Source organism: Salinisphaera sp. PC39, from assembly GCF_040361335.1.
Classification (GTDB): Bacteria; Pseudomonadota; Gammaproteobacteria; order Nevskiales; family Salinisphaeraceae; genus APNM01.
The window spans coordinates 94,238-114,987 of record NZ_APNM01000010.1; the positions used below are offsets into that span (position 1 = coordinate 94,238).

General features: G+C 71.1%; 20 protein-coding genes. 7 read left to right on the plus strand and 13 right to left on the minus strand.

Going from position 1 to position 20,750, the window contains the following annotated elements:
• Positions 1 to 105: 105 nt before the first annotated feature.
• Positions 106 to 942, minus strand: coding sequence for a ParB/RepB/Spo0J family partition protein (locus PC39_RS11230; protein WP_353253483.1), 837 nt, complete (start codon positions 940 to 942; stop codon positions 106 to 108).
• An 87-nt stretch (positions 943 to 1,029) separates the two neighbouring features.
• Here PC39_RS11230 and PC39_RS11235 point away from each other — a divergent pair, with 87 nt between their 5' ends.
• Genes PC39_RS11235 through plsB form a run of 5 tightly spaced genes read left to right on the plus strand, consistent with a single transcriptional unit; the run spans position 1,030 to position 6,863 of the window.
• Positions 1,030 to 1,848: a lysophospholipid acyltransferase family protein gene (locus tag PC39_RS11235; RefSeq protein WP_353253484.1), complete on the plus strand. Its 819-nt coding sequence runs from the start codon at positions 1,030 to 1,032 to the stop codon at positions 1,846 to 1,848.
• Positions 1,848 to 2,927, plus strand: a complete 1,080-nt coding sequence (locus PC39_RS11240; RefSeq protein WP_353253485.1) for an NAD-dependent epimerase/dehydratase family protein — start codon at positions 1,848 to 1,850, stop codon at positions 2,925 to 2,927. Before PC39_RS11235 ends, PC39_RS11240 begins: the two co-directional genes overlap by 1 nt.
• Positions 2,928 to 2,977: 50 nt before the next feature.
• Positions 2,978 to 3,679 (plus strand): MlaA family lipoprotein, encoded by a 702-nt coding sequence (locus PC39_RS11245; RefSeq protein WP_353253486.1) that lies wholly within the window; start codon positions 2,978 to 2,980, stop codon positions 3,677 to 3,679.
• Positions 3,666 to 4,370 carry a BUD32 family EKC/KEOPS complex subunit gene (locus PC39_RS11250; RefSeq protein ID WP_353253487.1) on the plus strand — a complete coding sequence of 235 codons (705 nt, stop codon included), beginning with the start codon at positions 3,666 to 3,668 and terminating at the stop codon, positions 4,368 to 4,370. Before PC39_RS11245 ends, PC39_RS11250 begins: the two co-directional genes overlap by 14 nt.
• Positions 4,371 to 4,379: 9 nt before the next feature.
• On the plus strand, positions 4,380 to 6,863 hold the full coding sequence (gene plsB / locus PC39_RS11255) for a glycerol-3-phosphate 1-O-acyltransferase PlsB (protein ID WP_353253488.1): 2,484 nt from the start codon (positions 4,380 to 4,382) through the stop codon (positions 6,861 to 6,863).
• 204 nt (positions 6,864 to 7,067) lie between these two features.
• Here the strand turns inward: plsB and PC39_RS11260 are convergent, their stop codons facing one another.
• The 9 genes from PC39_RS11260 to PC39_RS11300 form a co-directional block, all read right to left on the minus strand.
• Positions 7,068 to 8,777, minus strand: a complete 1,710-nt coding sequence (locus tag PC39_RS11260; RefSeq protein WP_353253489.1) for an alpha/beta fold hydrolase — start codon at positions 8,775 to 8,777, stop codon at positions 7,068 to 7,070.
• 141 nt (positions 8,778 to 8,918) lie between these two features.
• A complete protein-coding gene (gene sppA, locus PC39_RS11265) occupies positions 8,919 to 9,938 on the minus strand; it encodes a signal peptide peptidase SppA (RefSeq protein ID WP_353253490.1) in 1,020 nt (339 codons plus the stop codon).
• A gap of 2 nt (positions 9,939 to 9,940) precedes the next feature.
• A complete protein-coding gene (locus PC39_RS11270) occupies positions 9,941 to 10,453 on the minus strand; it encodes a hypothetical protein (protein ID WP_353253491.1) in 513 nt (170 codons plus the stop codon).
• Positions 10,443 to 11,336, minus strand: a complete 894-nt coding sequence (locus tag PC39_RS11275; RefSeq protein ID WP_353253492.1) for an alpha/beta fold hydrolase — start codon at positions 11,334 to 11,336, stop codon at positions 10,443 to 10,445. Before PC39_RS11275 ends, PC39_RS11270 begins: the two co-directional genes overlap by 11 nt.
• Before the next feature lie 73 nt (positions 11,337 to 11,409).
• Entirely contained in the window at positions 11,410 to 12,765 is a 1,356-nt protein-coding gene (locus tag PC39_RS11280) for an ATP-binding protein (protein ID WP_353253493.1), read from the minus strand.
• Entirely contained in the window at positions 12,762 to 13,445 is a 684-nt protein-coding gene (locus PC39_RS11285) for a response regulator transcription factor (RefSeq protein ID WP_353253494.1), read from the minus strand. The genes PC39_RS11280 and PC39_RS11285 overlap by 4 nt, the downstream gene beginning before the upstream one ends.
• Before the next feature lie 14 nt (positions 13,446 to 13,459).
• Entirely contained in the window at positions 13,460 to 13,765 is a 306-nt protein-coding gene (locus tag PC39_RS11290) for a PepSY domain-containing protein (protein WP_353253495.1), read from the minus strand.
• 34 nt (positions 13,766 to 13,799) lie between these two features.
• Entirely contained in the window at positions 13,800 to 14,168 is a 369-nt protein-coding gene (locus PC39_RS11295; protein WP_353253496.1) for a glycine zipper 2TM domain-containing protein, read from the minus strand.
• 86 nt (positions 14,169 to 14,254) lie between these two features.
• The gene (locus tag PC39_RS11300) at positions 14,255 to 15,265 is read right to left on the minus strand and encodes a ParM/StbA family protein (protein WP_353253497.1); all 1,011 of its coding nucleotides are present in this window, start codon (positions 15,263 to 15,265) and stop codon (positions 14,255 to 14,257) included.
• A 285-nt stretch (positions 15,266 to 15,550) separates the two neighbouring features.
• Here PC39_RS11300 and rbp point away from each other — a divergent pair, with 285 nt between their 5' ends.
• On the plus strand, positions 15,551 to 15,826 hold the full coding sequence (rbp, locus tag PC39_RS11305; RefSeq protein ID WP_353253498.1) for an RNA-binding regulator: 276 nt from the start codon (positions 15,551 to 15,553) through the stop codon (positions 15,824 to 15,826).
• Between the two features lie 215 nt (positions 15,827 to 16,041).
• Here the strand turns inward: rbp and PC39_RS11310 are convergent, their stop codons facing one another.
• From PC39_RS11310 to PC39_RS11320, 3 genes are all read right to left on the minus strand, one after another.
• Complete coding sequence (locus PC39_RS11310; RefSeq protein WP_353253499.1) at positions 16,042 to 17,379, minus strand: alkaline phosphatase PhoX; 1,338 nt, start codon at positions 17,377 to 17,379, stop codon at positions 16,042 to 16,044.
• Positions 17,380 to 17,452: 73 nt separating this feature from the next.
• On the minus strand, positions 17,453 to 18,736 hold the full coding sequence (locus PC39_RS11315) for an amidohydrolase family protein (RefSeq protein WP_353253500.1): 1,284 nt from the start codon (positions 18,734 to 18,736) through the stop codon (positions 17,453 to 17,455).
• A 59-nt stretch (positions 18,737 to 18,795) separates the two neighbouring features.
• Positions 18,796 to 19,806 (minus strand): ABC transporter ATP-binding protein, encoded by a 1,011-nt coding sequence (locus PC39_RS11320; protein WP_353253501.1) that lies wholly within the window; start codon positions 19,804 to 19,806, stop codon positions 18,796 to 18,798.
• Between the two features lie 107 nt (positions 19,807 to 19,913).
• Between PC39_RS11320 and PC39_RS11325 the strand changes: the two genes are divergently transcribed.
• The gene (locus tag PC39_RS11325) at positions 19,914 to 20,720 is read left to right on the plus strand and encodes an endonuclease/exonuclease/phosphatase family protein (RefSeq protein WP_353253502.1); all 807 of its coding nucleotides are present in this window, start codon (positions 19,914 to 19,916) and stop codon (positions 20,718 to 20,720) included.
• Positions 20,721 to 20,750: the final 30 nt, after the last annotated feature.

The following is a 20,750-nucleotide window of genomic DNA, read 5'->3' on the forward strand; positions in this document are numbered from 1 at the left end:
TCCGTGCGCCTCTGTGGTTGCATTTCAAAGCCCGGGCCCGGCCGGCGGAAGCTCGGCCACTGGCCGGACGGCCCACTCATGCCGGTTGGTTTCGTAGACACCCTCTCAGTCCCGCTGGCGGAAGCCCCACTTCGCGAGCAGCCCCTCGAATTCGTCGAGATCGTGGAAGCTCACGCGCACCTCGCCGCGGCGGCGGTCCGGGTCGTAGTGGATATGCACGGTGTTGCCCAGGTGCTCGGCCAGGGCCCGTTCCAGCTCCGCCATCTCGCGGCTGGCGCCGGCGTCGCCGGCGACCTGCTGGGTCTCGCGGGCCTGGGCCCGGCGCCAGGCGTTCTCGAGGGCGCGCACGGACAGGCCGCGGCGCATGGCGTGGCGGGCGAAACCGGGCTGGTCTGCCTCGGGGATGCCGGCGAGGATCTTGGCGTGGCCCAGCGACAGATCGCCGTCGTCGATCGCTTGTTGCACCGGCGGCGCGAGCCGCAGCAGGCGCAGGTGGTTGGTGACGTAGGCGCGCGATTTGCCGATACGGTCGGCGGCGGCGTCGTGGGTCAAACCGTGCTCCCGGCACAGGCTCTCCAGGCCGCGCGCGGTCTCCATCGGCCCCAGCGACTCGCGCTGGAGGTTCTCGATCAGGCCCAGGATCGCGGCCTCGGCGTCCGAGAGATCGTCGCGCACCACCGCCGGCAGGGTGTGCACGCCGGCGAGCTGGGCCGCGCGCCAACGCCGTTCCCCGGCCAGCAATTCGTAACCGCCGTCGGCGAGGGTGCGCACGACCACCGGCTGGACCACGCCCGATTCCGCCACCGACTGCGCGAGGTCCTCCAGCGCCGCCTGGCGGAACTGGCGCCGCGCCTGGAACCGCCCCGGGCGGATCAGGTCGACCGGCAGGTCGCGGACATCGCGGTCGCCGGGGTGCCCGGTCCTGGATTGCGCCGTGGTCATCGGCCCCCGTGATAAGCTAATTTCCCGCAGAGCCGCATCATAACAGGCAGCTATCCGCCGCGACGCGGCGGCCAAGGGGAATCCGACATGGCGTTCCGAAGATACCTGAAACCGCGTGTGGTGCCGCAGGAGGTGGAGCAGATCGTGGACGCTCTGCCGCACCACAACGTGGGCAGCCAGGGCTACGACCCGTGGGGTCTGAACCTGGACACCGCCAAGATCAGCTTCACGGCGGTGCGCTGGCTATACGAGCACTATTTCCGGGTGGAGGCCCACGGCCTGGAGAATGTGCCCGCGGACGGCCGGTTGCTGCTCATCGGCAACCACAGCGGGCAATTGCCCATGGACGGCGTGATGGCGGCCTATGCCATCGCCACCAACCCGCACGGGCCGCGTCTGCCGCGCACCATGGTCGAGCGTTGGTTCCCGACCGTCCCGTTCCTGGGCAATTTCATCAACCAAGTCGGCGGCGTGGTCGGCGATCCCAAGAACTGCGGCAAGATGCTGGAGCGCGAGGAGGCGATCATCGTCTTCCCGGAGGGCATCCGCGGCTCCGGCAAGCCCTACCGGCTGCGTTACCAGCTCCAGCGTTTCGGCCACGGCTTCATGCATCTGGCCATGGAACACCGCACGCCGATCGTGCCCATGGGGATCGTGGGCTGCGAGGAGACCATGCCCTCGGTCACCAACATCAAGCCCCTGGCGCGCATGCTGGGGGTGCCCTACTTCCCGCTGGCGCCGCTGGTGCCGTTGCCCGCCAAGGTCCACATCTGCTTCGGCGAACCCATGCATTTCCCCGACGACGCGCGGGACGAGGGCGAGGTCGAGCGGCGCGTGGAACGGGTCAAGGACGCGATCCGTGATCTCATCGACCAGGGTCTGGCCAAACGCAGGGGCAAGTTCTGATGGCGGACAACAGCGAGGACAAGAGCGGCAAGCGCAAGGTGCCGGCCCGGCGCAAGGCGCCCGCGCGGCGCAAGCCCGCGGCATCGTCCGAGTCCCGGACCAAGACCGCGGCACCCGCGGCGCCGACCCCGCGGCGCAAGCGCGAGAAGGTGCTGGTGACGGGGGCCGCCGGCGCCCTGGCGCAGCACGTAATCGCCCTGCTCAAGGGGGACTACGACGTGGTCGGGGTCGATTTTCGCGGCACCCAGGCCACGCATCCCGACACCGTCGACTACGAGGTGGACTTCAACAAGCGCACCTTCGAGGATGTGTTCCGCGAGAACGATTTCGCGGCCATCCTCCACCTGGGCCGCATCCGCGCCACCCAGCTCGACCGCGGCCGGCGCTACTCGTCCAACGTGGTGGGCACCGAGCGCATGCTCCGCTTGGCGCTCAAGTACGGCGTCGAGCAGGTGGTGGTGCTGTCCACCTTCCACGTCTACGGCGCGCACCCGAGCAACCCGTCGCTGATCGACGAGGACTATCCCCTGATGGCGGCCAGCCAGCACGAGGAGCTGGTGGACGCGGTGGAGCTGGAGAACCTCGCCAACATCTATCTCTACAAGCATCCCGAGCTGCACATCACCGTGCTGCGGCCCTGCAACATCGTGGGTCCCGGCATCAGCAACGCCATCGGCAAGGTCCTGGCCCAGCCCGTGGCGCCCTGCCTCGGCGGGTTCTCGCCGCTGATGCAGTTCATCCACGTCGAGGACATGGCGGAGGCCATCCTCGCGGCCTACAAGGGCAATGTGCCCGGGGTCTACAACGTCGCCCCGGACGACTGGATCGCGTTCCAGGACGCCCTCGAGCAGGCCGGCTGCCGGCGCCTGTTCCTGCCGTCCATCCCGCCGGCGATCCCGCGGCTGCTGGCCGGCGCCCTCGGTCGCTACGCGTTCCCGACGTATCTGGTGGACTTCTTCAAGTATCCGGTGGTGCTGGACGGCGGCAAGTTCGCGCGTACCTTCGGTTTCAACCCCGGCTATAGCTACGGCGACATCTTCGCCTACTACCGTTCGCACAAGGGGACAGTGCGTCTATAATCCGGCGCCGCCACGGCCCGTACCGAACGACGCGGAAGGAGCGGATCTGCATGTACAAGCGTTTTCTCGCCATCGGAACCCTGGTCGTGCTGGGCTCGGGCTGTGCCCACTCGCCGCCCGCGGACCCCTGGGATCCGCTGGAGCCGGTCAACCGCAAGGTGTACCAGTTCAACGACGTGTTCGACCGCTACGCGGCGCGCCCGGTCGCCAAGGCGTATCGCGACTACACGCCGTCGCCGGTACGGCGCGGCGTGGGCAACTTCTTCGATAACGCGCGCTATCCGATCACCGCGGTCAACAGTTTCGCGCAGGGCAAGTTCGGGGACGGCACCTCCGACATCGGCCGCTTCCTGATCAACACCACCGCCGGTTTTCTGGGCGTGTTCGATGTCGCCACCTCGCTGGGGCTGGAGGCCAACGACGAGGACTTCGGCCAGACCCTGGGCGCCTACGGTCTGGGCCAGGGCGCCTATCTGATGCTGCCTTTCCTCGGCCCCTCGACCGGCCGCGACGTGATCGGCGACGGCGTCGACCAGTTCGCCAATCCGCTGAACCTGATCGACGACTTCGCCACCCGCATGGCCGTGCAGGCCGTCTATCTGGTCGATCTGCGGGCCAGCTTCCTCGGTTTCGACCGGTCCGTGCGCAATGCCTTCGACCCCTACACGTTCGTGCGCACCGCCTACTTGGAGGATCGGCTCAAGAAGGTCCACGACGGCGATCCGCCGCGAGAGCGTCTTGACCTCGAGTGATCCCGACGCCATAACGGCCCTCGCCGGTCTGTCCCGCGAGGCGCTTTACGCGCACGCCGAGACCTATTTCCGGCATGCCGGCGGCACCGAGCCGAACGTCGCCGTGATCGAGCACGAAGGTGTGCGCGCGGTGCTCAAGGATTACGGCGCCGCGCCCGGTTGGTTCGGGCGCTGGCTCGGGCCGCTGCTGATCCGCCGGGAGGTCCAGGCCCTGGAGTGTCTCGCCGGCCTGTCCGGCATACCCGTTCTCTATCGCCGGGTCGACGCCCGCGCGCTGCTGATGGAATACGTGCCGGCCCGGCCCTGGTCGAAGATGCGGCCCGGCGCGGATGCCTTCGAGCGTCTGGAGGCGCTGGTCGCCGCGATGCACGACCGCGGCGTGGCGCATTGCGACCTGCGCTCGCCCAGCAACATCCTGGCGGACGACGCGGGCCGGCCCTATCTCGTGGACTTTGTCGCCCGGATACGGCGCGGAGCCGCCTGGAACCTGCCCTGGAACGCGCTGTTCGCCGGCTTCTGCCGCGCCGACCGCAACGCCCTGGCCAAGCTCAAGGTCCGCTACGCGCCGGAGCTGGCCTCCGAGGCGGAGCGGGCCCAGGCCCGCCACGGTCCGTTCGACCGCGCGGCGCGGCGGCTGGGGGCCGGCATCCGTGCCCTCACCCGGCTGTTCGTGCGCCGCGCGTCGCGCTGAGGTGACGGCATGGCCTGGCTGACCCGTCTACTGCTGCTGTTCACGGGCCTGGTGCGCTGGCCGTTGCGCGCCTGGGTGCGCGCGCGGGTGACACCCTCGGACCTGACCGAACTCAATCTCGATCCGGACGCGCCCATCTGCTACGTGCTGCCGAGCGGCGGCCTCGCCGACTGGCTGACCCTGGAGGCGGTGTGCGCGGCGCACGGCCTGCCGCGCCCGCACCTCGCCACCAACCGCCTGCCCAACGCCCGGCGCGCGGTGGTGCTGGCCCTGCCCGTGGGCCGCGGTAAGCCGCGTTCCGAGCTCCAGCGGATCGTGGTGCGCGGCCTGCACGACCGCAGCTTCGACGTCCAGCTCGTGCCGGTTTCCATCTTCTGGGGCCGCGACCCGGTCAAGGAGACCTCGCTGTTGCGCATCCTGTTCGCCGACAGCGAGCGTTCGGGACGGCTGCGCAAGCTGCTGATCATCCTGGCCCAGGGCCGCAACGTGCTGGTGCATTTCGGGCAGCCGCTGGATTACCGCGGCTTCCTGGCCGAGGACCTGCAGCCCAACACCGTCGTGCGCAAGCTGGTGCGGGTGTTGCGCGTGCATTTCCGCCGCCAGCGCGCGGCGACCCTGGGGCCGCCGCTGTCGCACCGCAGCCAGGTGATCAACTCGCTGCTCGCGGATGCCGAGGTACGCAAGGCGATCGAGCGCACCGCGCGCGCCGAGGACATCAGCATCGAGGCGGCCCGCGCCCGGGCCCGGTCCTGCGCCGACGAGATCGCCGCCGACTACTCCAACATCGCCATCGGCTTCATGCTGCGGGTGCTGACCTGGCTGTGGAACCGGATCTACGACGGCGTCGACGTGCGCCACCTGCAGCGCCTGCGCAGCACCGCGCACGACCGCTCGCTGATCTACCTGCCCTCGCACCGCAGCCACATGGATTACCTGCTGGTGTCCTACATCCTCTACCAGGAGGGTCTGGCCCTGCCGCAGATCGCGGCCGGCGTGAACCTGGACTTCTGGCCGGTGGGCGGGCTGCTGCGGCGCTGCGGCGCCTTCTACATCCGCCGCAGCTTCCGCGGCGACAAGCTCTACACCGCCGTTTTCCGGGCCTATGTCGACGCCCTGATCGGCCGCGGCCAGCCGATGAAGTTCTACCCCGAGGGCGGCCGCAGCCGCACCGGGCGCCTGCTGCCGCCCAAGACCGGGATGCTGGCGATGGTGGTCCAGAGCTGCCTGCGGCACAGCGAGCGCCCGGCGGCCATCGTGCCGGTCTACATCGGCTACGACCGGGTCATGGAGGTCAACAGCTACTTCGACGAGCTGCGCGGTACCCGCGCCAAGAAGGGCGAGTCCATGGGCGATCTGTTCCGCGGCGGCCGCAAGGTGCTCAAGCGCAAGTACGGGCGCGCCTACGTCGCCTTCGGCGAGGCCATCCCGTTGCACGAGTTCGCCGATTCGGTGCAGCCGGACTGGCGGCACACGACCCTGCCGGGTGCCGACGGCGGCCGCCCGGAATGGCTGGGCGGCCTCGTCTCGCGCCTGGCCGAGACGGTCATGGTCCGGATCAACGCCACCGCGACCCTGAATCCGGCGGGCCTGGTGGCGTTGATCCTGCTCGGCAGCCCGCAGAAGGCGGTGGCCGAGGACGAGATGATCCACAGTCTCGACCTGCTCGCGGCGCTCGCGCGGACCCGCCCCTACGGCGACGACGTCACCGTCCCCGACATCCCGGGCCGGGCCATGCTGGCCGAGGCCGAGCCCCTGACCCGCCTGGTGCGTGTGCCGCATGCCTGGGGCGACGTGCTCACGGTGGAGTCCCGCCAGGCGGTGCTGCTGACCTACACGCGCAACAGCGTGATGCACCTGTTCGCGCTGCCGTCGCTGATCGCGAACTTCTTCAGCCACGCCCAGCAGCGGGCCGAGGACACGCTGCTCGACGAGTGTGCCGACCTTTATCCGCTGCTCGCCTCGGAGCTGTACCTGCGCTGGCCGGAGGACGACTGTCGCGCTGCCTTCGCCGACGCCCTGGCCGGCATGGTCGAGGTGGGATTGCTGCAGCGGGCCGGCAACGGCCGCCTGCGCCGGCCGGCCGCCGGCAGCCACGAGTTCGCGGCCCTGATGAGCCTGGCCCGGATCATGCGCGAGTCGCTGGAGCGTTACGCCATGACCCTGGTGCTGCTGGCCAACAACCTGCCCTCCGGCCGCGCCCGGCGCGAGGGCTTCGAGCGCCAGTGCCAGCTCATGGCCGAGCGCATGGCCATCCTCAGCGGACGCAACAGCCCCGAGTTCTTCGACCTGCGCCTGTTCGGTAATCACCTGCGCACCCTCGGCCGCATCGGCCTGGTCCGCATCAGCGGCGGCGAGCTGCACATCGACCCGGCCCTGCGCCGGCTCTCCGAGCACGCCCTCCAACTCCTCGGTCCCGACCTGCGCCAGTCCATCCTGCACCTGACCAGCCGCCGCCTGGCCGCGACCGGCCAGACGCCGGCGGAAGAAAAGTAATCCGCAGATAAACGCAGATGAACGCTGATTGGGTGCGCAGAGTGCATGCCCGGCGTCCGGGGAATCTATCTGCTCGGCGTGTCAGCGACAGCAGGACGAAAGGCGCCAACCGCCCTATCCCGAATCCGCCAATGGAGCCGGGATGCGGTTACCAATCGAAAAATCCGCGTCAATCCGCGTTCATCGGCGGATAGCCTGCTTCCCTCAGGTGAACACGTAGTAGCCGGGCGCCAGATCGCCGGCCGGGTGGCGGTCGCTGCCCAGACGCTCGGGGGCGGGGGTGTCCGGCTCGCTGCCGCCGGTCTTCCACTCCAGCCATTCCGGCCACCAGGAGCCCTCACGCAGGCCGGCGTTGTGCAGCCACTCGTCCGGGTCCGGCGGGTAGTCCTCGTTCACGTAGTAGCGGGCGTGGCGCTTGCCCGGCGGCGTGACCACCGCCTGGATGTGCCCGGAGGAGCCCAGCACGAAGCGCTTGCGGCCGCCCAGTATCCGGGTGGCCGGGTAGCAGGCCCGCCACGGCACGATGTGGTCCTTGATGCCGGCGACGATGAACTCGTCCACGTCCACGGCGCCCGGATCGATGCGGCGGCCCTTCACCTTGACCCCGCGCGGCGTCATGAAGGGGTTGCGCTCGAACACGTCGATGGCGTCGCCGTGGAAACCGGCCGGCAGCCGCGTCGAGTCGTTGTTCCAGTACAGGAAGTCGAAGGCGGGCGGGTCGTTGCCCATCAGGTAGTTGTTGGCCACGAACAGCCAGACCAGGTCGGCGGGCCGCATCCAGGCGAACACCCGCGCCATCTCGGCGCCGTCGATCACGCCGCGGCGCTGCACGTAGCGCCGCGCGGCGCGCATGGTGGCGTCGGTGGCGAACAACCCCAGCAGCATCGGCTGGCTCATGTCGACCGCGGTCACCAGCAGGGTCTGGCTGTTGATCCGGTCCAGGCGCTTGGTGGCCTGGAGATAGCCGAGCGCGGCGATGGTGGTCAGGCCGCCGGCGCAGGCGCCGATCAGGTCGATCGAGGACTGGCCGCTGACCTCGCGGACCACCTCGATCGCTTCCAGCACGGCGCCGACGTAGGTGTCGATGTTCCAGTCCGCGTGCCGCCGGTCGGGATTGCGCCAGCTTATGGTGAACATCTGTACGCCGTGGTCCACGGCGTATTTCACGAAACTCTTGTCCGGCGCCAAATCGACGATGTAGTACTTGTTGATCTGCGGCGGCACGAACAGCACCGGCCGGGCGTGCACGCGCCCGGTGGCCGGCCGGTACTGGATCACCTCGCAGACCTCGTTGCGGAACACTACCGCGCCCGGACTCGCGGCCAGGTCCTTGCCCACGCGGAAGGCGTCCCTATCCACCTGACGCGGCATGCCGTGGTTGTGGCGCAGGTCGTGCGCGAGGTTGCGCAGGCCCTTGATCACCGAACGCCCGCGGGTCTTGACCAGCCGGTCCAGGAAGCCGGGATTGCCCAGGGGGTGGTTGGTGGGCGCGGCGGCCTCGGTGATCTGCATCAGCACGAAGCGGGCGCGTTCCTTGTCCCGCGGATCGGCATCGGCCGAGGCGAGGATGTCGAACATCGCCTTGCGCCACACCAGCCAGGCCTGCAGCACCCGCCGGTAGTACGGGCTCCGCTCCCAGATCCGGTGCCGGAAGCGCAGATCCCGCGGCGGCGGCTTGATGTGCGAGCGCCCGAGCAGGATGCGCCCGAGCTCGCCCGCGAGCTGGAGCTCCTTGCGCATCACCACCCGCGGATTGACCGCGAGCACCCGCGCGAACCGCCGGAAGGCGTCCAGGAAATCGCGCGGGGACACGCCCAGCACCAGGTTCGCGCCGAGCAGATTCTGGGCCGCGTCCTCGGCCTGCTCCAGCGCGCTCTGCATCTCCGCGTTGAGTCGTTCTCTCGCCGTTGTCATGCCGCACTAGGTGGGGACGGTGTCCCTGGTGTTGCAAGGGGTGTACCAGCCGTGCCGGAGGCGGGAAGCGCCGATGGGCCTCAGCTTAGTGCGGTTATATGACCTTGGTGTGCCGAGCGGGTTGCACCGTCATGGTGCGGGTCAGTGCCGGCCGCCGAGCCCCGGCCGCCAGAGATAGAGGAATTGCGGCGAGGTCAGGCTCTCCAGCGAGAGGGTCGGGCCCGACAGGGTCGCGGCCGGGCCGCCGCCGCTCTCCGGCCGGCCGGCGAAGCGGGAATAGACGGTCTCGGCGGATTCGCCCTCGCGGTGGTACATGATCACGCGGGCCTCGCTCACGCCGGCCCGCCGGCGGGCCAGGTCGATGGCGTCCTCGAGCCGGCCGAGGCCGTCGACCAGGCCCAGCTCGCGGGCCGGCCGGGCGGCGAAGATACGGCCGTCCACGATGCGCTCGCGTTGCGACTCGGACAACGCCGGGCGCCGGGTCTCGACCACCTCGACGAAGCGGGCGAACAGGTCGTCCAGCACCCCCTGGACGATGTCGCGCTCCTCCTCGGTGGCGCCGCGCAGCGGCGACAGCAGGTCCTTGTGCGGACCGGAGGTATAGGTCTCGTCCTCGACGCCGAGCTTGTCCATCAGGCCGGCGACGTTGACCCCCACCAGGATCACGCCGATCGAGCCGGTGACCGTGGTCGGGTGGGCCAGGATGTCGTCGGCGGCCAGGGCCACGTAGTAGCCGCCCGAGGCGGCCACGCCGCCCAGGGAGGCGACCATGGGCAGGTCGCGTTCCGCCGCGAAGCCCCGCAGGCGATGGTAGATCTCGTCGCTGGCGGTGACCCCGCCCCCCGGACTGTCGATGCGCAGGACCACGGCCGCGATCGCGGGGTCTTGTTCGGCCTTGTCGAGCTCGGCGGCCACGCGCGCCAGGGTGCTCTGTTCGCGCACCAGGCCGAAGGCGCGTTCGGTGGGCTGGTCGCTGATGAAGCCGTCGACGGCGATCACCAGGATCTTGGCGTCGCCCTCGCCCTCCAGCACGGTCTCGCGCAGCCCGGGGTCGCGCTCGAACCAACTCAGCGGCGGCGCCACCACCACCACGCAGCCGGCCAGGATCGGCAGCAGCGCGGCGACGGCCAGCAACCGCGACAAACGACCCGTCGCACGCATGCTCAGTGCACCTTGGCCTGCCAGGCCTCGATGGCGGTCACGATATGCCGCGCGGCCTGTTCCAGGGAGTCCAGGGCGCCTTCGCGGTCGCCGTCCTGCAGCAGTTCCCAGGCCATGGCCACGTACGGGCGCGCGCCCTCGGTGACGTCGTGCTCGGCGAGCTGGGCGTAGGCGGCCTCGAGCGCGGCCAGGCACTGGCCCACCGCGTCGGCGTCGAGCTTGGCCTCCTGCAGGACCATCACGCAGGCGGCGGCGGGGGCGGCGTTCAGCAGGTCGCGCTCCTCGTCGCCGCTGCCGTGGGTCTCGGCATGGAGGTCCGCGAGCCGGGCCACCAGGTCGATCAGGGCGAGCATCGCCGCCATGTCGGCGTGCAGGGTGGGATCGCCGCGCTTGGCGGCGACGTCGGCGCAGACCTTGAGGGGCGGGCCGACGACGGCGTGATAGGTCGCGGGGTCCAGGGCGTCGAGGTTGTCCTCGGCCAGGGACTCGGGATCCAGGCTGGTGCTATGGCTCATGACGGTCGTCCGGGAAGCGTTCGTACCATTGTCGCAGAATCGCCTCGAAACGGTCCGCCGCCTCCCCGAACGGCAGGTGGCCGATGCCCGCCATGCGTTCCAGTTGCGCATGCGGCACGCGGTACTTGATCAGCCGTGCCTGGGCGAACGGCACCACCGGGTCGGCCGTGCCGTGCACCAGCAGGGTCGGCGCGCGGACCGCGCCCAGCCGGTCGCGGATGTCGTGCTCGTGCATGGCGGCCATGAAATGGCGCAGCGCCGTGCGGTCCGTGCGCTTGAGGTCGGCCACCACGGTTTCGAGCATCGGCGCCAGCGGCGGCCAGGCATTGCAGGCACGCGGCCGGTTGGTGGCGGCCAGCGCCGCCAGACGGGCGATCGCCGGATGCGACCGCATCAGGCCGAGACCGGCGCCGAACAGCGGGCCGCCCAGGCGGTCGAGCCGGGCCACCGCCTGCAACAGGCCGATGCCGCCGTTCCACTCGCCCTGGGCGAAGGCCGAGACCGCGCAGATCGAGCGTACCCGCTCCGGCGCCGCCGCGGCGATCGCCAGGGCGGCGTAGCCGCCGGTGGAATGGCCCAGCAGGTCGCAGGGCCGGTCGCCCGCGATCTCGGCGAGCACCCCGGCGAGGCCCTGTCCGAAGAGTTCGGGCGGCATCGGCCGGTCGGCGAAGTCCGGCGGCGCCTCGCTGGGGTGATGCGCCGGCAGGCCGACGGCGTGCCAGCGACGGCCCGCCAGGGCCGGCGGCAGGATATGGGTCCAGATGCGCGGCGACAGGGCGACGCCGTGCAACAGGATCAGCGGGGTCGTGTCGCGGTCTTCGTGCCGGGACAGGACGGCGATGCGGTGGCCCTCGACCTCGACGTGACGCAGGTTTTCGCTCATCGGCGCAACGGGCGGGAGGTGGAAAGCCAGCATGACGGGAAGCTCCGGCGGCTGGCAAGCGCGCGCCGCGGCCTCACGCGGCCGGGCGCGGCAGCCACAGACGGACCCGGCCGCCGCCGTCCGGGCCCGCGGCCAGCTCGATCGCGCCGTCGTAGGCCCGGACGATCTCGGCGGTGACGGCCAGTCCGATGCCCTGGCCCTCGCGCCGGGTATCGGCGCGTACCCCGCGTTCCAGCAGGCGTTCGCCGGCATCGGCGGGGAATCCGTCGCCGTCGTCGTCCACCGTGATCTCGGCCCGGCCGTCGGCGGCGCGCGCGCCCAGGCGCACGTGGCGACGGCCGTACTTGGCGGCGTTGTCGAGGAGATTGCCCAGGATCTCGGTCAGGTCGCCGGCGTCCACCGCCAGCTTGAGCTCCGCCGGCACCGCCAACTCGAACTCGATCTCGCGGTCGGCGTAGACCTTGCGCAGCGCCCCGATCACCTTGGCCGCGCCGTCCCGCAGCGACACCGGCGGCGCCATGCTGCGCCCGCCGGCGGCGGCCGCCCGCTGGAGCTGGTAGTCGACGATCTCGTTGACCCGGCCGAGCTGGCTTTCGAGCTGGCGCCGGTGCCTGGCCGGCAGATCGCGGTCCGAGGCCAGCCCGCGCAGGACGGCGATCGGCGTCTTGAGGCTGTGGGCCAGGTCGCCCAGGGCGTTGCGGTAGCGCTCCAGGCGCGCCTGGTCGTTGGCCAGCATCAGGTTCAGGTTGTCCGCCAGGGGCGCGATCTCGGCGGGATAGCCGCCCTCGATGCGGCTGGCGCGGCCGGCCTCGATATCGCGCACGCCCCGCGCCAGCCGCCGCAGTGGCGCCAGCCCCCAACGCAGGATCGCGAGCTGCAGGGCCAGCAGCACCGCCGCCGCCGCGCCCAGCCACATCCACAGCGCGCCGCGGAAACGCTGCATCTGCGCCGCGAACGGCGCCGCGTCCTCGGCCACCACCAGGGTGTAGCGATAGCTCTCGCCGCCGTCCACGACCCAGCGGATGCCGAAGGCCAGGGTCAGCCAGCGGTCATCGGCGCCGCGGCCGCGGACCTCGGTGTCGAAGCGCCATTCGCCCACCGCCGGTATCTCGGGCAGGGGAATCCGGTCCACCAGCGAGGGCGAGCGCCAGGCGACGCCGCCGTCGCCGTCCAGGACCATGGCGTAGAGGCCGCCGCCGGGCCGGGTGAGGGCGTTCTGGGGGAGATCGCCGGCGTCGAGGGCAAAGCCGCCGTCGGCGGCGATCTCGGCGTTGCCGAGCAGGGCGTAGACCAGGCCCTGCATCTTGTCGCGCGCGGCCTGCTCGGCGCGCTCGCGCACCGCCTGTTCCAGGGCGAAGCCGGTGAACGCCACGAACGCCACCAGGACCACGCCGGTGACCGCGAGCAGGCGCGCGGTCAGCGAGTTCATTCGCCGGCGGGTTCGGCGCGCAGGCGGTAGCCGCGGCCGCGCAGGGTCTCGATCGGGGCGCGCGTGCCGTCCGGGTCGAGCTTCTTGCGCAGCCGGCGCACGAACACTTCCAGGACGTTGCTGTCGCGGTCGGCGTCTTCCTCGTAGATATGCTCGGTGAGATCGGTCTTGGAGACCACCTCGCCGGCATGCAGCATCAGGTGCTCCAGCACCCGGTATTCGTAGGCGGTCAGCGTGATCGGCTCGCCGGCGACCCGGACCTCCTGGCGCGCGGTGTCGAGGGCGATATCGCCGCATTCCAGCAGCGAGCGGGCCCAGCCGCGCGAGCGTCGCAGCAGCGCCTGCAGCCGCGCCAGCAGTTCCTCGGGATGGAAGGGCTTGACCACGTAGTCGTCGGCGCCGGCTTCCAGGCCCTCGACCTTGTCCTGCCAGCGGCCGCGGGCGGTCAGGATCAGGATCGGGAAGGAGCGGCCCGCGGCCCGCGCCTCGCGGATGATCTCCATGCCGGTGCGGCCGGGCAGGCCGAGGTCGATGATGGCCACGTCCGCCGGGTACTCGCCGGCGAAGAACAAACCCTCCTCGCCGTCGCCGGTGGCGTCCACCGCGTAGCCCTCGTCGCGCAACTGCGTGCGCAACTGCTCGCGCAGGTCGGCGTCGTCCTCGATGATCAGCGCACGCATCGGTCCGCCCTCTGTCAGTCCGCGGGTACCCGCACGCTGCGGACGTTGCCGTCCTTGAGCAGCTTCACGCGGTAATGCGGCCGCGCGCCGCGTTCCAGGTGCACGTCGAGCACCTTGCCGCCGTGCTCGCGGCGGGCCTCGGCGGCGGCCTGCGCGGGACTGATGCGCGGCTCGCGGCGCAGTTCGGGCCGTTCGCGGTCCGGTTGCTCGATCAACGGCCCCTGGGGCAGCCGGTCGCCGAGACCGCCGCCGTTGCCGCCGCCCGGATTCAGCGGCGGCGCGGCCGCGGCGGTGCCGCCCGCCAGGACGGCCGCCAGCATGACTCCCCGGAGGTGCCTCATGGAGACCATTGTACTAACCGGCGTAACCCCGGTACTGCTGGCAGGACCGGACCTCGGCCTGCTGCTGGCGGCGGGCCCGCTCGGCACCGATCGCCGCGCCCGCCGCGGCGCCCACGCCGGTGGCGATGTCGCGGCCGCTGCCGCTGCCGATCTGGTTGCCGATGGCGGCGCCGAGCAGGCCGCCGATGATGGTCTGGCCGGCGGTGCTGGTCGCGCCGCGCACGAAGACGTTGCGGTTGTCGGCCTGCCGGAAGCAGTCCTGGGCCGGGGGGCCGTCCACGGGCGTGACCTCGAAGATCGGGTCCAACTCGCGCTCGGCGGCGGTGGCGGCCGGCACGACCAGGGCGGCGCCGAGCGCCAGGGGCAGGAATCGCTTGAACATGGCTACGCTCCTCTTCGCGAATGACGGTCCGGGGACCTTGGGATGCAGCCTAGGACGGCGACGCTGAATCGGCCCTGAACGCGACGTCAGCGTTCCCAGAGGTGGACGCCGTAGCGCCAGTAGCCGTCGACGTTGTTGAAGCGGGCGTCCTCGTTCTCCACGGCCCGGACCTCGCCGGCCACCAGCGGTGCCAGGTGCGGTGCCAGCACCGAGCCGCCGCCGCCGGTCAGCAGGATGGTGTCGATGTCCCAATCCTGGTCCCAGAGCCGGTTCACTTCGCCGGCCACGGCCCGCGCCAGCCGCTCGAAGGTGCGCTCGCGGATGCCGGACAGGTCGTAGTTGCGCCCGCGTACCTTGATCGCGCCGTCCTGGACACCCTGGTAGAGGCGGTAGAGCTCGACCGCGACACCGCTCTTTTCCTGGAGGGCGGCGGCGACCAATTCGAAGGCCTGGGCGATGCCGTGTTCCGACGTGCCGCTGGCGCGCTCCGAGTAGCGGGTGCGCTCGGCGACCGCGTAGTCGGCGGTGCGGAAGCCGATGTCGATGACGCCCACCTTCTCGCGGGCGAGGGCCGTGTCGGAGACCTTGCCGATGTCGTTGAGCATGGCCCCGAACAGGGAGCCGAAGGGCTGCGGCACCACCCGCACCTTTTCGACCTTGACCGTCAGCGCGGTCTCCTTGCCGTCGGGGCCGTACAGGCTCACCCGGTGGCTGCCGGTGAGCTGGCGGGCCAGGGAGTCGCGGTGGCGCCGGTAGTAGCGCACCGGCAGGCCGGTCACCACGTGCAGCGGCTCGTTGTCGCGTGCGAGCTGGGCCAGGGCGGCCACGCCCAGCCGCCGCGAGAATTCCGCGATCAACTGGTCCTGGTCGAGGGTGTACTGGCGGACGCTGGACTGGCGCTCGGCCAGGTCGCCCACGAAATAGGGCTCGTCCTCCAGGGCCAGGTGCAGGCTCGGGGCGTCGCCGTCGGCGGCCACCAGCGGCTCGCGGAAGGCGATGTCCGGGGCCTCGCCCACCAGGGACTTGAACAGCGTCCGCCGGGAGCCGTCCGTGACCTTGGTGAAGCCGAAGCCGATGTCCAGGCCGATGATCTGCACGTGCGGGCAACCGTCGCGGTGTGAAAGCGGGTTCTTTTAGCACGCGGTCCGGGGTGGGTCAAAGCGCCTGGGGCCGGGCCCGCGGCGGCCTCCGGCGTGCCGGTAATCTGCAATGCGGCGCCGGTTCCCGTCCGATCGCGGCCGGACGTATTGCAAATCGAAAAACTCGGGTACACTCGCCGGGACGGCGGTCGAGAGCCGCCGCCCGTGGGCCTTAGTTCGTGTCATTGATGAGTCCCGGCGGTGTTCGAGTGCAATGACACGGCTTTTCTGGGATTGGATGTGATGAATATCTATGTGGGCAACCTGCCCTGGAGCACGACCGAGGATTCCCTGCGCGAGCTTTTCGAGAGCTACGGCGAGGTGAGTTCCGCCAAGGTGATCACGGATCGTGAAACGGGCCGCTCCCGCGGCTTCGGCTTCGTGGAGATGCCGGACGACGGCGCCGCGCAGTCGGCCATCGACGCCCTGAACGACAAGGACTTCGAAGGCCGCAACCTGCGGGTCAACGAGGCCCGTCCGCGCGAGCAGCGGCCGCGCGGGCCCCGCGCCCGCTTCTGAGCGGGCCTCGCCGGGTCCCCGCGACCCGGCCCTGACCCGGTCGGGGCGGCCATGCCGCCCCGGTCATTCTCCCGGCGGCGTCGGACGCCGCCGCGACCGGGGCCGCGCCGACGGCCCCGGGGTCCCGCCCGGCCGGGCTTTCCCGTCGGCCGGCGATCGCCGCTGCATCCGCCGCAGCGGCCACGCATCCACTCGCGTCCGCGTTCCGGGCGGTGTCAGCCCTCGCGCACGAAGGGCCCGCGCACCTCGTAGGTGATACCGGCGCCGTTCGGGCCCGGCAGCGGCAGCCCGGAATCGACGGGCTCGGGCCCGCGCTGGCTGTTGAAGTAGAGCCGGCTGCCGTCGGGCGAGAAGGCGGGGCCGGTGATCTCGGAGCCGTCCTGGCCCGCGACCTGGACCACCGGCACGACCCGGCGGTCCGGGGTGATGGCCACGATCTGCATGTCGCCGCCGTCCTCGGCCACGAGCACGTCGCCGCCGGCGCTGACCACCACGTTGTCGACGCCCGTGAGCACCGGCTCGTCGAACAGGTCGTCGTCGTAGATGATCTCGACGGTCTCGGCCGCGGTGTCGTAGGCCCAGACGCGGTTGTCGCCCTTGGTGGTGAAGTAGATGATGCCCTCGTGGAACCAGATGCCCTCGCCGCCGTCGAACGGCGTGCTCTCCGCCACCTGGTGCCGGGTCGCCCGGCCGATCACCGAGTAGACCGGCTGCAGCAGGTCGCCGACGCCGGGAATCTCCTCCAGGATCGCGTCGAATTCGTTGGTCACCGCCAGCAGCGGATTGGGCTCGGGCACGTCGTGCCAGACGACCGGCCGCCGGGTGGCGGGATCGTCGCCGACCACCTGGGCGATCTGCAGCCGGCCCGCCGCCAGCGACGGGTAGGCGTCCGGGAGGAACCGGTAGAAGCCGCCGTCGCCGGTGTCCTCGGTCAGATAGACCTGCTCGCGGACCGGGTCCACGGCGGCGGCCTCGTGCTTGAAGGTGCCCAGCGCGCGCAGCCGTACCGGGGCGTTGGCGCCCGTCGGGTCGCACTCGAACACGTTGCCGGCCTCGTATTCCTCGCAGGAAAGCCAGGTGCCCCAGGGCGTGGGGCCGCCGGCGCAGTTCAGCAGGGAGCCGTACAGGATCGAGTAGGCGTCGACGATCTCCCCGTTCGAATCGAAACGCAGGGCGCCGACGCCGCCCGGCAGGAACTCGCTGTTGCAGGCATAGATCCAGCCGCCGTCCGGTTGCGCGTACACGGCGCCGCCGTCCGGGAAGGTATGCCAGGGATAGGGCGAACCCCCGTAGGGGCGTTCACCCGAGCGGGCCACCACCCGCGAGGTGAAGCCCTCGGGCAGGCGCAGGCCGTTGTCGTCCGGGTCGCCCAGGGGGCCGAGCTCGGCGATGCGGCTGGCGGGCTCGCCGGACTGGCGCATGCCGCCGCCGCTGCCGTTGCAGCCCGCGATCAGGCTGGTGGCCAGCACCCCGGCGCCGCCGAGGCCCTGCAATAGAAGCCGACGCCGCGCCGGGTCGATGGCGACCGGCCGGCGGTTCGTGTTCCGGGTCATGGGAGTGTCCTCGCGTTGTCACGACGGGGCGGCGCGGTGGCCGCCCGCGAGGGCACGTTTTAGCGCGGCGGGGTTACGGTTCCGTGACGATGTCGCGCGTGAACGCGGACGGGGGCAGGCCCAGGTCGGTGTGCGGCAGCCGCGCCAACCGCTTGGCGACGAAGTCGAACAGCAGCGGATTGACGTCCCGGATCTCGGCCAGTGCCGCCGCCTGGTCGCCGGTCACGAAGCCGTGCTCTGCCAGGGTCGCCGGGTCCGCGGCCGCGTTGACCGCGGGCAGCGGATAACCGCTGGCGTAGACCAGCCGGTCGAAGGCGTCCGGATGCTGCAACAGTTCCGCCAGCCCCCCGGGCACGCGCTCGTGATGGACGATGCCGCCCAGGTCCGCGTACAGCCGGCCGTTGTCGCCGCTGGCGCGCAGCAGGCGCAGGAACATGGCGATGCCGGAGATGCGCGGCGTACCGCCGTCGCCGTCGGTATCCGCCTCCGGGTCGGGGTAGCGGGCGGCGCCGCCCGCGCCCGACAGCACCACGCGCACGCCCTGCGCCAGCGCCCGCCGCAGGTGCCAGGGGTTGCCGTGGCCGCGGTCCCCGTCGACCAGCCCGGCGGCGTCGCCGGTACGCACGATCAGCATCAGATCGTTCTCGACCAGGGTGCGGTAGTACGGGTCCAGACGTTCGTCGGACGGGTCGAAGCCCTGCACCGCCGGCCACCAGTGGACCGCGTCCACGCCGCGTCCGGCCCAGCGCTGGAGCGCGTCCAGGGCGTCCCGGCGGTAGGGATGCACGGAGACGACCGGCCGGAACAGGTCCGAGTGGCGCTCGGCGATATCGGCGACGTAGTCGTTGTCCACGTAATAGGCAGTGGCGTCCGGCAGCGGGCGACCGTCGCCATCGTAGCGCTGGTCCAGGGCCGCCAGCCGGATGCGGTGTTCGTGGGGGAGGCTCCGCGCCAGGCGTACCAGCCGGGCGATGTATTCGACGTCGGCGCGCGCCATGTCGCGCACGCCCGCGGCGTCGGCGATCGCCGCGCCGTACAGCCGCGACCGCGGCCGCCAGCCATGCAGGAAACGGGGATGGACATAACTGCGGTTGTCGTAGCCGTCGCCGCCGTTGCCGCCGGTGGACAGCAGGTAGGCGCGGTAGTCGCGCACCGGGCCGTCGAGGCCGTCGTAGGCGCGCGCCACCAGGGCCTGTGCTGCGTCCGAGAGCAACCAGCGCGCATCCTCCGGCGCGTGGCGCCAGTTCCCGCCCAGGTGCCGGACGAGCGCGCCGCCGGCGGCGTCCAGCAACACCCCGGCCGCGGCCAGGACGACCAGGAGGCAGACGATGCGGATGGGCCAGCGGCCGCGGGACATGCGGGCTCCTGTAACGATTCGGTGGCCGCACTATACCGTAGCGCCGGCGACCCTCGCCCTCAGGCCGGCGCCGTTTCGTTCGCGAAATCGTTGGCGAAATGGCAAGCGGCGCGGGCGCCGTCGCCGTCGCGCGGGCCGCGCAGCATGGGCTCCTCGCGGGCGCACAGTCCCTGCGCCCAGGGACAGCGGGTCCGGAAGACGCAGCCGCCGGGCGGGTCCGCGGGCGAGGGCAGCTCGCCCTCCAGGATGATGCGCTCGCGCCGGCGCTCGTAGTCCGGGTCCGGGCGCGGCACCGCCGACAACAGGGCCTTGGTGTAGGGGTGGATCGGCCGCTCGAAGATGCGGGCGGCGGGCGCCGTCTCCATCACCCGGCCCAGGTACATCACCAGCACCCGGTCGCTGATCTGTCGCACCACCGCCAGATCGTGGGCGATGAACAGGATGGCGATGCCGAATTCCCGCTGCAGGCTTTGCAGCAGGTCGATGATCTGGGCCTGGATCGAGACGTCGAGGGCGCTCACCGGTTCGTCGCAGATCAGCAGGCGCGGGCGCACCACCAGGGCCCGGGCGATGCCGATGCGCTGACATTGCCCTCCGGAGAATTCGTGCGGATAGCGGTTGGCCTGCGCCGCCGACAGACCCACCCGCTCCAGCATCGCCACCACCCGTTCCCAGCGCTGGCGCTTGTCCAGCTCCGGGTACAGGTGCCGCAGCGGTTCGGCCACGATCTCGGCCACGGTCATCCGCGGGTTGAGGCTGGCCAGCGGGTCCTGGAACACCACCTGGACGTCGCGGCGCAGCCGTCGCCACCCGGCCTCGTCCAGGTTGGTGACGTCCTGGCCGTCGAAGACGACGGCGCCGCCGGTGGGTGCCTGCAGGCCGGCGACGGTCCGCGCCAGGGTGGACTTGCCGCAGCCGGATTCGCCCACCACGCCGAGGGTGGCGCCGGCGGACAGATCGAGGTTGACGCCCTCCACCGCCTTGAGCACGGGGCCGGATTGCCAGGGCCAGTCGCCCGGCAGCGGGAAATGGACTTGCAGTTGGCGTACGCGCAGCAGGGGTTGGCTCATGGTCCTCGCATCCGCGGCCGATAATCCGGGAACCGGCTCTTGGGAATCTTTTGCCCGGCCGGCGATCATAAACCCGTCATCCGGTATCGCGTATCATAGTGCCAACGATGAACGAACATGACACGGCCCGCCGCCTGCGTCTTCTGAGCTTCAACATGCAGGTCGGCGTCGGCACCAAGCGCTACCGCGAATACCTCACCCGCGGTTGGCGCCATTTTCTGCCCAGCCTGCAGGTGCAGGAGAATCTCGGCCGCATCGCCGAGCTGGTCGCGGATTACGACATCGTGGGTCTCCAGGAGATCGACGCCGGCAGCCGCCGCAGCGCCTACCGCAACCAGATCGAGTGGCTGGCCGGCCAGGCCGGCTTCGACTTCTGGTACGCCCAGGTCAACCGCGACTTCGGCCAGATCGCCCAGCACGGCCTGGGTCTGCTTTCGCGCTTCCCGCCTTTCGAGGTCACCGAGCACAAGCTGCCGGGCCCGATCCCCGGTCGCGGCGCGCTGCGCGCCCTGTTCGGCGACCCGGACGACCCGCTGGCGGTGGTGGTCTCGCACCTGGCCCTGACCAAGGGCACCCGGCGTCTCCAGCTCGCGGCGATCACCGAGTTGCTGACCGACTACCGTCACGCCATCGTGATGGCCGACACCAATTGCGTGGCCGACCGCCTGCGCGCCGACCCGGCCCTGGCCGCCGCCGGCCTCCAGGTGCAGACGCAGCCGGTGCCGACCTTCCCGAGCTGGCGGCCGCGGCGCGGCATCGACCACATCCTGACCACGCCGGGCATCGGCGTGCGCGGCGTGCGTGCGGTGGAAGCCGATCTCTCCGATCACCTGCCGGTGGCGATGGAGGTGGAACTGCCCGACAACGTGGGTGCGTTGCTGGACGCGGAGCTGCGGGCGACCGGGGTGGTCTGATCGTCCCGGCGGCCGGTCCGCGCGCGACGG